This window comes from Synechococcus sp. UW106 (assembly GCF_900474015.1).
Lineage (GTDB): Bacteria > Cyanobacteriota > Cyanobacteriia > PCC-6307 > Cyanobiaceae > Parasynechococcus.
This window is the reverse complement of record NZ_UCNV01000004.1, coordinates 104,277-118,836: the sequence shown is the minus strand read 5'-3', so window position 1 is coordinate 118,836 and position 14,560 is coordinate 104,277. Positions and strand designations below refer to the sequence as shown.

Annotated in this window: 19 protein-coding genes and 1 tRNA gene; 15 read left to right on the top strand and 5 right to left on the bottom strand. The window is 56.5% G+C overall.

The features are described from left to right. The 8 genes from DXY30_RS03570 to DXY30_RS03535 all read left to right on the top strand — a co-directional run bounded on the left by DXY30_RS03570 (nt 1) and on the right by DXY30_RS03535 (nt 5,967). The gene (locus DXY30_RS03570; RefSeq protein WP_115093400.1) at nt 1-612 is read left to right on the top strand and encodes a phycobiliprotein lyase; all 612 of its coding nucleotides are present in this window, start codon (nt 1-3) and stop codon (nt 610-612) included. Between the two features lie 5 nt (nt 613-617). Then, entirely contained in the window at nt 618-1,325 is a 708-nt protein-coding gene (locus DXY30_RS03565) for a 15,16-dihydrobiliverdin:ferredoxin oxidoreductase (RefSeq protein ID WP_115093399.1), read from the top strand. Beyond that, nucleotides 1,322-2,095, top strand: a complete 774-nt coding sequence (locus DXY30_RS03560; RefSeq protein WP_115093398.1) for a phycoerythrobilin:ferredoxin oxidoreductase — start codon at nt 1,322-1,324, stop codon at nt 2,093-2,095. The genes DXY30_RS03565 and DXY30_RS03560 overlap by 4 nt, the downstream gene beginning before the upstream one ends. 176 nt (nt 2,096-2,271) lie before the next feature. Next, nucleotides 2,272-2,790: a phycocyanin subunit beta gene (locus DXY30_RS03555; RefSeq protein WP_115093397.1), complete on the top strand. Its 519-nt coding sequence runs from the start codon at nt 2,272-2,274 to the stop codon at nt 2,788-2,790. Between the two features lie 42 nt (nt 2,791-2,832). Next, entirely contained in the window at nt 2,833-3,321 is a 489-nt protein-coding gene (cpcA, locus tag DXY30_RS03550; RefSeq protein WP_115093396.1) for a phycocyanin subunit alpha, read from the top strand. 78 nt (nt 3,322-3,399) lie between these two features. After that, nucleotides 3,400-3,993 (top strand): chromophore lyase CpcT/CpeT, encoded by a 594-nt coding sequence (locus DXY30_RS03545; protein ID WP_115093395.1) that lies wholly within the window; start codon nt 3,400-3,402, stop codon nt 3,991-3,993. Nucleotides 3,994-4,081: 88 nt separating this feature from the next. Further along, nucleotides 4,082-5,485 (top strand): HEAT repeat domain-containing protein, encoded by a 1,404-nt coding sequence (locus DXY30_RS03540; RefSeq protein ID WP_244281232.1) that lies wholly within the window; start codon nt 4,082-4,084, stop codon nt 5,483-5,485. A gap of 5 nt (nt 5,486-5,490) precedes the next feature. Beyond that, on the top strand, nt 5,491-5,967 hold the full coding sequence (locus tag DXY30_RS03535; RefSeq protein ID WP_115093394.1) for a low molecular weight protein-tyrosine-phosphatase: 477 nt from the start codon (nt 5,491-5,493) through the stop codon (nt 5,965-5,967). Here DXY30_RS03535 and DXY30_RS03530 read toward each other — a convergent pair. Continuing rightward, complete coding sequence (locus tag DXY30_RS03530) at nt 5,951-7,468, bottom strand: bifunctional pantoate--beta-alanine ligase/(d)CMP kinase (protein WP_115093393.1); 1,518 nt, start codon at nt 7,466-7,468, stop codon at nt 5,951-5,953. The two genes, DXY30_RS03535 and DXY30_RS03530, sit on opposite strands and share 17 nt — an antisense overlap. After that, a complete protein-coding gene (locus DXY30_RS03525; protein ID WP_115093446.1) occupies nt 7,465-8,004 on the bottom strand; it encodes a septal ring lytic transglycosylase RlpA family protein in 540 nt (179 codons plus the stop codon). The genes DXY30_RS03530 and DXY30_RS03525 overlap by 4 nt, the downstream gene beginning before the upstream one ends. Before the next feature lie 319 nt (nt 8,005-8,323). On the opposite strand from DXY30_RS03525, the gene purM reads away from it, so the two are divergent. Both purM and DXY30_RS03515 read left to right on the top strand, forming a co-directional pair. Further along, nucleotides 8,324-9,367 carry a phosphoribosylformylglycinamidine cyclo-ligase gene (gene purM, locus DXY30_RS03520; protein ID WP_115093445.1) on the top strand — a complete coding sequence of 348 codons (1,044 nt, stop codon included), beginning with the start codon at nt 8,324-8,326 and terminating at the stop codon, nt 9,365-9,367. A gap of 119 nt (nt 9,368-9,486) precedes the next feature. After that, a complete protein-coding gene (locus tag DXY30_RS03515; RefSeq protein WP_115093392.1) occupies nt 9,487-10,119 on the top strand; it encodes a histidine phosphotransferase in 633 nt (210 codons plus the stop codon). Between the two features lie 9 nt (nt 10,120-10,128). On the opposite strand, the gene DXY30_RS03510 is transcribed toward DXY30_RS03515, so the two are convergent. Then, complete coding sequence (locus DXY30_RS03510; RefSeq protein ID WP_170951117.1) at nt 10,129-11,145, bottom strand: aldo/keto reductase; 1,017 nt, start codon at nt 11,143-11,145, stop codon at nt 10,129-10,131. On the opposite strand from DXY30_RS03510, the gene DXY30_RS13880 reads away from it, so the two are divergent. Together DXY30_RS13880 and DXY30_RS03500 are read left to right on the top strand one after the other, a co-directional pair. After that, nucleotides 11,144-11,302 (top strand): hypothetical protein, encoded by a 159-nt coding sequence (locus DXY30_RS13880; RefSeq protein WP_170951116.1) that lies wholly within the window; start codon nt 11,144-11,146, stop codon nt 11,300-11,302. The genes DXY30_RS03510 and DXY30_RS13880 overlap by 2 nt on opposite strands. After that, on the top strand, nt 11,302-11,775 hold the full coding sequence (locus DXY30_RS03500; RefSeq protein ID WP_244281230.1) for a hypothetical protein: 474 nt from the start codon (nt 11,302-11,304) through the stop codon (nt 11,773-11,775). Before DXY30_RS13880 ends, DXY30_RS03500 begins: the two co-directional genes overlap by 1 nt. Before the next feature lie 11 nt (nt 11,776-11,786). On the opposite strand, the gene DXY30_RS03495 is transcribed toward DXY30_RS03500, so the two are convergent. Continuing rightward, nucleotides 11,787-11,857: transfer RNA gene (locus DXY30_RS03495), tRNA-Cys, on the bottom strand. Between the two features lie 54 nt (nt 11,858-11,911). On the opposite strand from DXY30_RS03495, the gene DXY30_RS03490 reads away from it, so the two are divergent. Together DXY30_RS03490 and DXY30_RS03485 are read left to right on the top strand one after the other, a co-directional pair. Then, on the top strand, nt 11,912-13,132 hold the full coding sequence (locus tag DXY30_RS03490; RefSeq protein ID WP_115093389.1) for a lipid-A-disaccharide synthase-related protein: 1,221 nt from the start codon (nt 11,912-11,914) through the stop codon (nt 13,130-13,132). A gap of 19 nt (nt 13,133-13,151) precedes the next feature. After that, nucleotides 13,152-13,409, top strand: a complete 258-nt coding sequence (locus DXY30_RS03485; RefSeq protein WP_115093443.1) for a hypothetical protein — start codon at nt 13,152-13,154, stop codon at nt 13,407-13,409. Nucleotides 13,410-13,411: 2 nt separating this feature from the next. On the opposite strand, the gene DXY30_RS03480 is transcribed toward DXY30_RS03485, so the two are convergent. Further along, entirely contained in the window at nt 13,412-14,056 is a 645-nt protein-coding gene (locus tag DXY30_RS03480; RefSeq protein WP_115022859.1) for a ribonuclease D, read from the bottom strand. 115 nt (nt 14,057-14,171) lie between these two features. Between DXY30_RS03480 and DXY30_RS03475 the strand changes: the two genes are divergently transcribed. Then, the gene (locus DXY30_RS03475; protein ID WP_115093442.1) at nt 14,172-14,555 is read left to right on the top strand and encodes a helix-turn-helix transcriptional regulator; all 384 of its coding nucleotides are present in this window, start codon (nt 14,172-14,174) and stop codon (nt 14,553-14,555) included. Nucleotides 14,556-14,560 lie beyond the last annotated feature (5 nt).

The following is a 14,560-nucleotide window of genomic DNA, read 5'->3' as shown; positions in this document are numbered from 1 at the left end:
ATGGTCCAAACACTTTCCCCACCGATGACGATGGCGGATTTTTTTCAAGCCAGCCGCGGAACTTGGTTGAACAGGCGCGCTGTCCATCACCTCGACCACCAAGATGACGAAGCAGCCGACTCGAATCTAATAATTGAACCTTTTAACTCAGATGACCCAGTCGTATCCAAAATCTGTGATTCTTTAAATATCAAGACCGAAGACAGTTCGGGTGGAGCTCGGTTTTGGTGGGAAAGCAACATCAAGAAGGGCGTCCGCAACGATGACTATGCGGCAGTTGTGATCGACGTCCCCTCCCACGATGATTCCCGCAAGGGTTTTCTGCTCAGAGATGTAGGCTACGTCGAGAAACAATCCGTACTAAGCACATACACCTTTGCAGACGATGGAGTGGTAACAATCACGACGCGATACGACACCAATGTTGGTATTGAACGGTGTTGGTTTGTGACAGATCAGATCAGAATGAGAGTAAGTTCTGTTCAGTGTTTAGACGGCGTTGCAATGACCACATATTGCACTGAGTTTCGATGTCCTACCGATGCTGAAATCACCGGCATTTCCGAGCGTTCACAGAACTTGGCCATGGCGACTTCTACCAGCAAAGACTGAACATCATGTTTGATCCATTTCTTGATGAATTGCATTCAGGGATCAAAGCCCGGGGCGCTGTGCCAATTGAGGTTCCCCCTGGTCTGGAACACAATCAATCATCCAAGCGCTCCAGCACGATCCAAAGCTGGCTTTGGGACGTTCCTGGATTTCGTCGTTGGCGTGTCACAAGATTGGATGCTGGCGACAGCCTCCAGGTGCTGAATTCAGTTGCCTATCCCGAGTACGCCTACGACCATCCTCTGATGGGAGTTGATCTTCTCTGGTTCGGAGCCAAGCAGAAGTTAGTGGCAGTTCTAGATTTCCAGCCCCTTGTTCAAGACAAGGATTACTTAGAACGTTACTTCGATGGGCTGAAGTCACTGAACGCTGAATTTCCGGATCTCAATGGAGAGGAAACCATGCGGTCTTTCGACCCAAATCAGTATTTTTCCTCATGGTTGCTTTTCTGCCGTGGCGGCTCGGAACAGGCCACAACATCACTGCCTCCTGCCTTTAGCGCTTTCCTAAAAGCTTATTGGAACTTGCACGACGAAGCAGTTAAAAACTCATCGTTCATCAATCCTGAAAAAGTAGAGCAACTTCAAAAAAACTACGACATCTACAGCGCCGAGAGAGATCCTGCGCATGGCCTTTTCAGCAGTCATTTTGGCAGTGAATGGTCTGATCGTTTCCTGCACGAATTTCTCTTCCCTGAATCTGCTAAACCATGACTCTCCAGCGCACTAATAGCTCTGATCGGCTCGCAATACCGGGCTGGTCATGGCAGCCTTTTCTTGATGACGCGGTTGCGGCACTCGATTCATTTGAGCCAGAGCCGTACCCAATTGAGCAAGATTTTTTATTCAAGCAGGGACAAATCGGTTCCAAGGCCAAGCCAGTCACCGTGACCACAGCGACATGGGCTTGCCGCACTGAAAAATTCCGGCAAGTTCGTGCTGCGTGTGTGAATGGTGGTGACGCAGCATCGGTGCTGAATTTCGTCATTAATCCATCCTCCAAGTTCGACTTGCCCTTTTTTGGAGGTGATCTCGTCACCCTGCCGGGTGGTCATCTACTTGCACTTGACCTTCAGCCCGCCGATAAAAGTGATGAGCAGCACACGCGGCCGGTTTGGGATCAGTTGATGCCAATTTTTGAGCGATGGCGCGAAAAATTACCTGACGGCGGACCGATCCCCGAGGAAGCCCAGCCCTTCTTCTCTCCTGGCTTTCTCTGGACCCGTCTTCCGCTTGGGGACGAAGGGGCTCACCTGATCGAAAACGTGGTGCGACCTGCTTTCAATGAGTACTTGTCTCTTTATCTGCGGCTTGCGGCCACGGCTGAACCTGTCTCTGACCAGCGCTCTGAGGTTCTCTTCGCTGGTCAACGTCGTTACACCGACTATCGCGCCGAAAAAGACCCGGCCCGCGGAATGTTGACCCGCTTTCACGGCAGTGAGTGGACTGAGGCATACATCCACGAGGTGCTTTTCGATCTTTGAGAAAAGCCTCGCCACTTCCTTGTTGTAGCAAGGGAGTTAAGCATTATGAACAGCTTTCGGGAGCCTCCCGAGCTGTTGGTCAGAATCGCAGGCGACGGGATGGAGGCAATAGCCTCAGCTCATCCCTTTCATGTCTGAGATTCCCCCTCCAGACGTAGTTCACAGGAACAACAACCATGTTCGACGCCTTCACCAAGGTTGTCGCCCAGGCCGATGCCCGGGGACAATTCATCAGCACCAGCGAGATCGATGCTCTCGCAGCCATGGTTTCCGACAGCAACAAGCGTCTGGATGCCGTTAACCGCATTTCCAGCAACGCTTCCAGCATTGTTGCTTCGGCTGCCCGCCAGCTGTTTGCCCAGCAGCCTGCGCTGATTTCACCAGGCGGTAACGCTTACACCTCCCGCCGCATGGCCGCTTGCCTGCGTGACATGGAGATCATCCTGCGTTACGTCACCTACTCCGCTTTCACCGGCGACGCTTCCGTGATGGAAGACCGCTGCCTGAATGGCCTGCGTGAGACCTATCTGGCTCTTGGTACCCCTGGTGCTTCGGTTGCAGCCGGCGTCAACCTGATGAAGGAGGCTGCCCTCTCCATCGTTAACGACAAAGCAGGTATTTCCAATGGCGACTGCGCCTCGTTGAGTAGCGAGATCGGCACCTACTTCGATAAGGCCGCAGCATCCGTCGCCTGATCGACGCGTTAATCCGACGTCTTTCACTTCTCCTATCAACCAATGAAAACCCCTCTTACCGAAGCTGTTGCAGCAGCTGATTCCCAGGGTCGTTTCCTGAGCAACACCGAAGTTCAGGCGGCCTCCGGCCGTTTCAATCGCGCCAAAGCCAGTCTCGAAGCGGCCAAAGCCCTCACGAGTAAAGCCGATTCCTTGGTGAATGGCGCAGCTCAAGCTGTGTACACCAAGTTCCCCTACACCACTCAGATGGCGGGGCCAAATTACTCAGCAACTCCCGAAGGCAAGGCCAAGTGTTCCCGTGACGTGGGCTACTACCTGCGCATGATCACCTACTGCCTGGTCGCTGGTGGTACTGGCCCCATGGACGACTACCTGATTGCCGGTCTGGCCGAAATCAACCGTACTTTTGAGCTCTCCCCTTCCTGGTACGTGGAAGCTCTGAAGCACATCAAGGCGAACCACGGCCTCTCTGGCGACGCTGCCACTGAAGCCAACAGCTACATCGACTACGCCATCAATGCTCTGACCTGATCGGTTAGATCACAATCTGACAGCCCTCCTCATGGAGGGCTTTTTTTTGTTCAAACAGCTTGGGCCAGGATTCTAAAAATGACCCCAACAGAGCAGAACTTTCTCAGCTTGCTTTGCGGCGAATACAGCAATCAGAAGCAAGCATTGGATAACCCGCCTTTCTTTGCACATATTTTCCTGAGATACCGACCTTTAGAACATCTCCAACCCGGGTCTATTTTGTTAGAGCAAAGCTATGCAGTTGACCCAAAGAATCCTTACCGACTACGCATGATCAGAGCAGAGGAACAATCACCTGGAATTATTAAGTTGTGGAACCATACCTTCCGCGAGCCATCAAGATTTGCCAAAGCAACCTTTGACAAAGAATGTCGACAGACCATTCAAGACAGCGACCTGATCTGCCTTGACCAATGTCACTACCAAGTTGAACACAAGAGCGACGGATATCATGGATCGATCGAACCAGGCTGTCAGTGTATGGTTACCCGAAATGGGCAAGAAACAGTCCTGGTCAGCACTTTTCACCTCCAGGAGGACTCATTAAAAACTCTTGACCGTGGTCATGACCCAAAAACGAATGAAAGACTTTGGGGCGCCATTGCAGGAGAATTTCAATTCAGACGAACAAAATCATGGGAAGCAAAGTGGGAGCAAGACATTCATTCATGAGCATAGATACAAAGACCATTTCTTAAGCGCCTGAGACAGTGGGGCAAGCCTATAGAATGCAAAGCAAGTTTTGTTAAACAAAACTACTTTGATTCCAATTGACTCAGTCACAGCCGCTCTTGAAGCCCTCGACCACCAAGATGCGGGTGTGCGTTATCACGGTGCTTGGTGGCTCGGGAAAAACAGATCGGTTGAGGGAGTACCACGATTGGTGGAATGCCTTTTAGACGAAAGGGACAAAACATGTACAGGTGGATACCCCCTAAGAAGGCAAGCAGCAAGATCACTGGGAATGATCAAAGACTCACGCTGTTTACCAGAGCTTCTTAAAACACTAGAAACAGATGACGTGCAATTGCATGAAGCAACACTTAGAGCCCTAATTGAAATCAAGAGTGATCAATGCTCAAGCTCACTCATAAGCTACCTTGAGCGAGACATTCCCAACAAACCAATAGAAGCGCTTATAGAAGCTTTAACAGAGCAAAGACTGTGGGATATTTCAGAAAAGATCCAACCCTTTCTTAAGGATAAATCTGAGAGGATTGTTGGCTCTGCCGCAGCTTTTTTCTACAGCTACACAGGTGATATAACTTATTTAAACAAAGTTATCTCACTTCTTGATCACCAGAATCGCTTCATCAGGCAATCCGCTGCATTCGACCTAGCCCGTATCGGAACAATCAAGGCAACAGATCCAATCCTGACTTCCAGGATCCCCAACAACGTCAAGATGTTTGCCATAAAAGCCATACTCAATAAATCACTCAGCCGAAGCAATCAAGCAGATTCTATTCCAGATAGCGACCTCGCATCAATTCATTCCTCTCTCTTCAAAGCACTTGACAGTCTCGCCAGAGACAACTTTTCGGGGAACCTATTGATTGAGCAAGACAACCAAATTCCAGAAACCTATTCAGGAGACGACTCAATAGAAAGCGATCTACTTTCAGATGCATTCGACAACCTAAGGTCACCATCCTTGACGAGCAGAAAAGCAGGCATAAAACAACTCGTCCGTGGCGCTGATCATTTCAAAATCGATCTTCTTGATCTGTACTTCTCAGAATCGGATCAAGACATCACAATGGGGCTGATCAAGGCCATGGCTGAACTCAAAAATCCCGATTACGCAAACGCACTGATTGATGCCATTGGTGTCGAAATTGGCAATCATTGCCAAGGAAACATTCGACGCGTCGCTGCGTGTGCCCTTGGCGATATCAATTGGAACGCAAAGATTTCGTCGCAATCACTGCATGCCGTTTTCAACAAACTTGAATGGACACTTCATTCACCTGAAGACTGGGGTTTGCGCTACAGCGCATGCTTGGCGCTGGAAGGAATTAGCAATGCCAATTCAATTGAACTTTTAAGTGAAGCCAAAGCAAACGAAACAGATCCAGTCCTCTCTGCACGCCTTGACAAGGCAATACTAAAATCAAAAAATAAGACTTCTATCCATCACATCGAAAACAAAAAAGTTCTCTAAAGCTAATGATGAAAGTATTGTTCGTCTGCCTTGGCAACATCTGCCGCTCTCCAGCAGCCGAAGGCGTGTTTCTGCATCTGCTGCAGGAACGTGGTCTCAGCGATCAGTTCGTGGTGGATTCCGCCGGAACAGGCGGATGGCATGTGGGCAATCCGGCGGACCGACGGATGCAGGGAGCGGCCAACCGCCGCGGCATTCAGCTGCCCAGCCGCGCACGACAGATCAGCCTCGACGATTTCTCGAGTTTCGATCTGGTGCTGACCATGGACGACGACAATCTCACCGCCGTGCAAGGACTGGCCAGGGAAGCTGGCCCAAGGGCGACAGCCACCATCAAACCGATGCTCAGCTACGCCCGCAGCTTCTCTGAAACGGAGGTTCCAGATCCCTATTACGGAGGCGAAGCGGGCTTCGAGCATGTGCTCGACCTGCTCGAGGATGCCTGTTCCAACCTGCTCGACGAACTCAGCCCTCCGGCGTAGGCCATGCCTCCTCGGCGACCCGAGAGCGGAACTCCGTCACCAGGGCGTCGATCACAGCCACAATGCTCATGCCATCGGTGACGAGCTCCACAGCATCCTCTGCCTGCACCAAGGGGGCTTCCTCGCGGGTGCTATCGAGATGGTCCCGTTCGGCGATCTGTGCCTCGAGCTCAGATCGCTCAGGCACCGGGAAACCCCGCTGCTCGAGATCAAGGGCTCGACGCCGGGCGCGCTCGCCCACCGTGGCCGTCAGAAACACCTTTAGATCAGCATCCGGAAAAACAGCCGTGCCGATGTCGCGACCTTCCGCCACCAAGCCACCCTTGGCACCCATCGCCTTCTGCTGTGCCGTCAGCGCTTGCCTCACGCAGCGGTGAGCCGCCACAGCCGAGACCGACGCTGTGACTTCAGGAGAACGAATCGCATCGCTCACGTCCTGCCCATTCACCAACACCTGCTGGCCGCCACCGGGCAGCGACCGCAGCTGAAGATCCAAGACGTTCAAGAGAGCCTCAATGGACGTCGCATCCTGGGGGTCCACACCGTTTTGTTGCACCAACCAGGTCACCGACCGGTACATCGCGCCGGTATCGAGATAGACCAGCCCCAACCGCTCAGCAAAAGCCCGAGTAACGGTGCTTTTCCCGGCACCGGCCGGGCCATCAATGGCAACGAGAGGCTGGCGAGTCATCAGGAAGACATGATCGATCAAACGGGTCGTCCCGCAGCGCACCGCAGCGGCCAGCAGCGAGATGGCGGTTTCAGACCCACAGGGCTGAAGACTGAGGGGATCGACCCTCTCTACATACTCCACCTCAAGCCCTGCATCACACAGGCTCCTGCGGACTGAATCCTTGGGTTCGTTCTGATCAGCACGGCGCAAAGCTGCTGGCAGAGCAGAAGCACGCTCACGATCCGCAGCAGAGAGGTACTGGTTGCGGGAACTCAATGCCAGGCCATCGGCTTCACGAAGCGTGGGAACCCCCTGCACCAACAGGTTCAAATCAAGATCAGCGACCAGCCGGCGCAGAATCACCAGCTGCTGCCAATCCTTTTCACCCAGCCAAAGACATGAGGGCTTCACCAGCTGCAGGAGACGTGCCACGACTGTGACCACACCATCAAAGTGACCTGGACGGGATGCGCCACAGAGATGGGACTGGAGGGCGGCTGGCGCTGACCGGGGCACAGCTGCATTGAGTCCACCGGGGTAGACCGTGTCGACAGTCGGAGCCCAGAGGGCATTGGCGCCACTGCCCTGGGCTAAAACCCGATCCGCCTCAAGAGCGCGGGGGTAGCGGTCAAAATCTTCGGTAGGACCGAATTGGAGTGGGTTGACGAACACACTCACAAGAACAGGACCTTGTTGGCGAGCTCGGCGAATCAGCTGGCCGTGGCCTTCATGCAAACCACCCATGGTGGGCACGAATTGAAGCGGTCCATGGAGGCCAGTCCGGAAGATCTCCAGCTCGGCTTGCGTGGAGAGAACAACAAGGCTCAGCGCAGCACCTCAAGCTTGACTTGGGCAATTCCAGAGGCGGTCAGCCCAAGATCGGAGGCGGCGCCGTGGCCGAGGTCGATCACACGGTGATAAACGAAGGGCCCACGATCATTGATGCGAATAACAGCGCTTCGCCCGTTCCAAAGATTGGTCACACGAACCTTGGTGCCGAAGGGGAGCGTGCGATGGGCCGCCGTCATCGTGCCGGGCTGATAGACCTCGCCATTCGCTGTTCGGTTGCCATAAAAACCGGGGCCATACCAACTGGCTTCTCCGGTGATGACTTTGACGACTTCAGGGACGACCTTCAGCTTGGGCTTGGGGAGCTCCGCTGCAGGGGGTGCATCGACTTGCTTTACCTCTAAAGGGGAGAGCGTTGCCTGCAACTCAGACACCTGGGGCTCGACGACCAAATCGAGGGGATCCAGGGGTTCTGCACCATCAACAGCGAGAAAATCGCTTGCCACCACCGGCAAAAGTGCAGCACTCCCTGAAATCGCTCCGGAGAGCGTGGCCACCGTCAGAAGGACTCGCATGCAGAGCGGCGTGACCAACGAAACTGAACTGAAGTGGCAGTTCTCGAGCGTTGACTGGCCTAATCAAACAGTTGCCTGGGAACCTAAAAAAACCACTCCCGAAAGAAAATGGGGCCCCATCGCCACGACCGTCACAACAACCAAAGCCCGACTGCACCGGCAATCCCCGCACTGACTGGCAGATCAACGCCCAAAAGCAAGCCCCCACTCATAAGCCGGGAATAAAGGGCCGATAAGCAGATCGAATCAGAAGCTGTGCCGGCAGCTCAAGCCGCACAGGCGCCCCGGCATTGCAGGATTATTGCAACGGATTCATTCCATGGATTACAAGAGCGCTGGAGTTGACGTCGAAGCCGGACGTGCGTTCGTGCAGCGCATCAAGGCGTCTGTGGAAGCCACCCACCGACCGGAGGTCATCGGAGGCCTAGGGGGATTTGGGGGGCTGATGCGCCTCCCCAGCGGCCTGCGAAAGCCCCTGCTGGTGTCGGGCACCGATGGCGTCGGAACCAAATTGGAACTGGCCCAAGAGCATGGCAGCCATCACGGCGTGGGCATCGACCTGGTGGCGATGTGCGTCAACGATGTGATCACCTCAGGAGCAGCGCCTCTCTTTTTTCTGGATTACATGGCCACTGGCGCGCTGGCGCCGTCGGCGATGGCTGAGGTTGTGGAGGGAATCGCCGATGGATGCAGGCAAAGCGGCTGTGCCTTGCTCGGTGGAGAAACCGCGGAGATGCCGGGGTTCTATCCCAAGGGGCGCTACGACCTCGCCGGCTTTTGCGTGGCCGTCGTCGAAGAAGACCAACTCATTGACGGCCAGCGCATCCAGCCTGGCGACAGCGTGATCGGTGTGGCCAGCAGCGGCGTGCACAGCAATGGCTTCAGCTTGGTGCGCAAGGTGCTGCAACGCGCCAATGCTGATGCGAGCACCGTCTATGGCGCTGACCAGCGGCCTCTGATCAACGACCTACTGGCAGCCACAACCCTGTATGCCGACCTCGTGCAACATCTGCTGCAGGGCGGATGTGAGCTCCACGGCATGGCCCACATCACAGGCGGGGGACTACCGGAAAACCTGCCGCGGTGCCTGCCAGAAGGCTTATCTGCTCGCATCGACGCCACCAGCTGGACCAGGCCTCCACTCTTCCGCTGGCTTCAGGACGCAGGAGACATTCCCGAACGGGACCTCTGGCACACGTTTAACCTCGGCATCGGTTTCTGTCTGGTTGTGCCGGCAGGGAGCGAAGGCACTGTCATCGATTACTGCCGCGTCAAACAACATCAGGCCTGGGTGATTGGCGACGTGGCGTCCAAGTCCAACGACCCGGGCAACACCCCGGCATTGGAGGGGGTGCCCTCCTGATTGCGTCAGTTTCAGACGGGTTCAAGGCAGCTGAGCACCAGACCGGAAAGGATCGAATAGGCTGCTGCCAAGCACATCGGGATCTTTTCCGATAGCAATGTCAATACATTTATTTTTCAATGCCTTTTGATAAGCCTCAGCGCATCACGCGACGTCGATCGTCTGCAGGACCGGTTCCACCAAGACGCCCTTTAGCTTCCGGACAAGACAGGCAGCAGGGCTATAGGCAGGGTGCAAGGCCGACGTTCCTCACATTGCGAGATCACGGCAAGGTCTTCGTGGCTGACATGCCATACCTCTCAGATGGGCAGTTGGCCCACATCGGGAAAGAAGCCCAAGAGGTTTTGGAAAGCCTTGAGCGGCGGATTCAAGACATGGAGCAGGAGCTCAGTCATGGCCCTCAGGAGCGCGACACCCTGATCAAGGCGTCCACTAAACGCGACGTCACCCGTCGATTCATCCGCGCCATTCAGGATGAGCAGGAGAACCGTCAGAACAACCCTGCTTTAAAGAGCGCTGCAAGCGAATCCCTGCCTCGCACATTTCTGGAGGTCGCCCGGCATCGACTGCCCGGAGCAACCTTCGATTCACTCCTGCAAGAAGCGCTAACCGCCTGCGCACAACAGCAGGAGGCCTCCCCCGCTCCCACTCCCCGGGAAACCTCCGAAGACAAGGTCATTCCGATTCGCACCAACGGAGACAGCCTCCCAGTCGTGGTGAGTCCAGCCCCCGAATCCGCCTCGGAGGCCTGAGCATCTCGCTTAGCGACTCTGGAATGGATTAGCGGGCATCCGCTCGCTGCAACTGCATCGGGCAGCATCCAAACGCTGGCGTTCCTGCGTCGACAAAGACCACTGCAGTGCACCGGCAACATCCCTTGCTTGGTGAGGAGTTCGCAGCCCAGGGATCGGAGTCGTACCCATTGCTCTGCACCAATTCAAGGCGACTTGCACCATCGTTGCCCCATGCTCGATGGCGATGGCATTCATCACACTGCGCAGCTCAAAACTTGCGGGGAGGAGTCGCCGGAACAGACGACGTCTCAACCAGGTTGCGGGAAGCGTCTGCTCAGCCCCGGGAGGACATCCAAGGACGCCAAAGGCCAGAGGGCTGTAAGCCAAAACCTCCACATCCCGGTCCCTGCTGAAGGCAATCAACTCGTGCAGCTGATCATCCCCAGGCGCCAGAAGTGAACACTGAACCTGAACACTGCGCAGGGAAACACCGCGCGCCAACAGACGGCTATGGATCAACTCCAAGCGCTGGGGGCCCAAATTGGAGAGCCCCAGCTCGGAGACCCGGCCACAAAGCACGAGCTCAGCCAAGCCATCGAGAAGGCCTGCCTCTTGCCAAGGCGCATAGCGCGCGGTGCTCCAGTGCAACTGCACCCGCTGGAGCTGCCCTTTGAGACGCTTTCGGCTGGCCTCAAAGGCGGCATCGAATCCTCGACGGCCCCATCTCCAGGGGAAGGGTGCCAACTTTGTCGCGACGGTCAACTGGGATCTACGAAGGGCTGGCAACTCAGCAATGAATTCGCCAAGAAGCTCTTCACTGCGCCCATTCAGCCTCCCCGTGCCATAGGAATCCGCTGTATCCACCAGGTTGAGCCCAGAACTAAGGGCCTGTCGAAACGTATCGCGCAGTCGACCATCGTCCCGCTCGGGGTCGTATCCCCAAACCGCCTTGTTACCCCAGGCCCAGGTGCCAAAACCGATGCCGTTCAACGGGGCGACGCTGCTGCCAGCCATGATCGCCTTCATCCCATCCCGCTGTGTCATGACCGCTTCCCCCCCACAGGAGCCTGCGACATCGCCCGATCAGGCTGTGGAGGGATCGTCTGCCAACGAGGAACGCATCCTCTGCAACCACTGCCGAAGAACCGCCAGCAACGGGATTCGATGCCTGGGCATGTGCGTCGCCGACAGCGATTACTGATGATCCGCCTGTGGCTGGCTTCCCTGCTGCTCGCCGTTCCTGCAACGGCCAATCCAATGCTGACCTTTGGCCGCTTGGAGCACACGCCTTCAAAATGCCGCATCGTTGTCGACGGGCGTCCCTTGGATTGCCAGCGCCTCCAGATCAGTGCGAACGGAAGTAGTGGCCTGCGGCTTCGCTTCATCGGAGACGATGAGGCGACGGGGGGCAGTTTTCAATTGAGCTTCGTGAGCCTTGATAGAGACCAGGGCAGTCCGCTTCTCTGTGACCGCTCCGGCTGCCGCTTGGATCAGCGCAGCTGGAGCGCGAGCCTGCTCAGCACCGCATGGGGCCGCTTTGACGCCAGAGGACTCCCCACGGGCCTGCCAGTGGCACGCACAGCCACTGGCAGCTGTTGGATTGATGCCGAAACCGTCAACTGCGAGAGTCACTCACGCAACATTCCCGCAATGAGAGCGGAGGCTCAACTGTGACGAGGATTCAAAGGCGGCACCCAGATTCGAACTGGGGATAAAGGATTTGCAATCCTCTGCCTTACCACTTGGCCATGCCGCCGCTGGGGAACAGCCGCTCCCATCAGGGGATCGTATCAGCCATGCCCCTGGCTCTCTGCTGTTTCTCTGCAACGGCCACGGAGAAGACCTGATCACCCTGCGGATCATCCAGGCCCTCCATCGACGTGCTCCCCGACTTTCCCTATCCGTGCTTCCTCTGGTGGGAACGGGCCGTGTTTTTGATGCTGCAGTTCAGCAGGGATGGTTAACGCGCATGGGGCCGAAAGCGGCTCTACCAAGCGGTGGATTCAGCAACCAAAGCCTGCGGGGACTGCTGACGGACCTCAGCGCTGGTCTTCCAACCCTGAGCTGGACCCAGTGGCGTCTCGTGCGTCGCCTGGGTCATAAACACCAACCCATCGTTGCCGTCGGCGATCTGCTGCCGCTGCTGATGGCCTGGAGCAGTGGCTCCCCTTTCGGTTTCATCGGCACCCCCAAGAGCGACTACACCTGGCGCAGCGGGCCCGGACGGTCAAGAAGCGATTGCTATCACCGGCTCAAAGGCAGTGAGTGGGATCCCTGGGAATGGCGCTTGATGCGCTCGCGGCGCTGTCGACTGGTGGCCATGCGTGATCGGCTCACGGCCCGTGGCCTGCAACGCAAAGGAGTGGATGCGCTAGCGCCGGGCAATCCGATGATGGATGGCCTTCGGATCCAACCCCTGCCATCAGCCCTGGAACGCTGCCGCCGGGTGCTTCTGCTCTGCGGCAGTCGCATGCCGGAAGCCCAGCGCAACCTGCAGCGATTGATGCGCAGCGCCATGGCCCTGCCCGGCCGTGTCCCAATGGCACTGCTCGTGGCGGTGGGCGCCCAACCCGATGCAGCAGCCCTGAATGACAGTCTTGAACAGCTGGGTTTTCGACGGAGCCTTCCTCCTTCGGATCAACTGCATGCCGAAGCGTGCTGGGTAAAAGGAGCTTGCCTCGTGCTGATCGGTCGAGGTTGCTTTGATCAGTGGGCCGGCTGGGCGGAAGCCGGCATTGCAACGGCCGGAACGGCAACAGAACAATTGGTGGGTCTGGGCATTCCAGCCCTGTCCCTGCCTGGAGCAGGGCCGCAATTCAAGCCAGGCTTCGCCCGCCGCCAAAGTCGTCTCCTAGGCGGAGCTGTTCGTCCATGTTCTGGCGAAGCCGAGCTCACCGCGCGACTGGAACAACTGCTAAAAGACCCCGCAATACGAACAGAATTGGGACGTATCGGTGCTCAGCGGATGGGACCTGCAGGAGGGAGCGATCAGCTGGCACGCTTAATCCTGGATCGCTTCAACGGATACTGAAGACCCTCGGTTGGATGCGATGGCTGCGATTCAAGACCCCACCCTCGTCAAACTTTGCGCTCAGCTGGCGAGTCGATTGAGCATCAGCCTCGCCAGCGCCCGTCGCCAGGTCGAGCAAGCTGCGGCCCGTGAAGGTCATCGCGATGTGCGGGGGCGACGGGCGACCGCAGAATCCATGCTGGCCGCCCTCGACAACGACAACGGTGATCACGCCCGTCAGCTGAACACGTTGTTGGAGCACAGCGAAGGAGATGGCAATTTCATGCTTGAAGACTGACTTCAGTGCTCAAAGATCTGGTGAAAACGCTGCCGGTCCAACTCGGCAACCACCGGAACGCATTGAAAACAGCGCTGAGCCAGATCCCAGCGCCCTTCCCGTCGCAGCATCTGTTCCAAACGCTCCCGGGCCGGCAAGAGATATCGGACGTCGTTAGCGGCATAGGCCAGCTGAGCATCCGTGAGTTCGTCCACACGGCCCCAATCACTGCTCTGGGCGCCCTTATCAAGCTCAACACCCACCAATTCCATCACCAGATCCTTGAGACCGTGGCGGGGGGTGTAAGTCCGCCCGAGCCGACTCCCGACCTTGGTGCAGAAGACAGGATCCACCGCAATCCCCAGACCGGCGGCGAGAGCTGCCACATCAAACCGTGCGAAGTGAAACACCTTCTCCACAGTGGAAGCCTCAAACAGGCGCTTCAGGTTGGGCGCCTCGGTCTGGCCCAAGCCAATGCGGACGCAGGCGACACGGTCTTCTGCGTCCGCAATTTGAACCAGACAAAGCCGGTCACGGCCATGGATCAGTCCCATCGCTTCGGTATCGACCGCAAGCCGCGGGCACTGCAAATAGCGCTCCGTCCAAGCTGCATCGAGATCGCGATCAAAGACGGCGAATTCCGCAGGGGACGAGGACTGCTCAGCCATGGCTTCAAGGATGGATATGGCCAGTGTGGCCAACCGCCTCTACAGCAAGTCTCAAGACTCTCCTCTTGAATCTCGAAATGAGATCGCATTTGATTGGGGGAGTTATCCCTCGCCTGTGTTCTCCCGCAGAAAGCCATCGCGCACCTGCCTGGCAGACATCGAGCAGTACTTCCACCAGCCACCGCCACAATTTCTCGACCTGGAATTGGCTGTCTGCTGGATCCTTGAGTGCCTGCTCAAAGACGACAACTATCCCTCCGGGCTCCTGCAGAAATTGATCCAGGAAGAGCCACAACTGCGGCTCTCTGAAACCGTGCTGCAACAGGCTCTGGATTTTCTCGAGCAACAGGGCTCAATTAGCAGCTACACCCAACGCTGCCCGAGTCGTGGACGACCACGGCGCATGCTGCATCTTCAATCGGATGCCCGCAATGAAGCCGAGCGACTCATGGCCCCCTGGCGCAGCTGGCTGGACGCACACCGATTCGCGTTGAACTAAGCGAT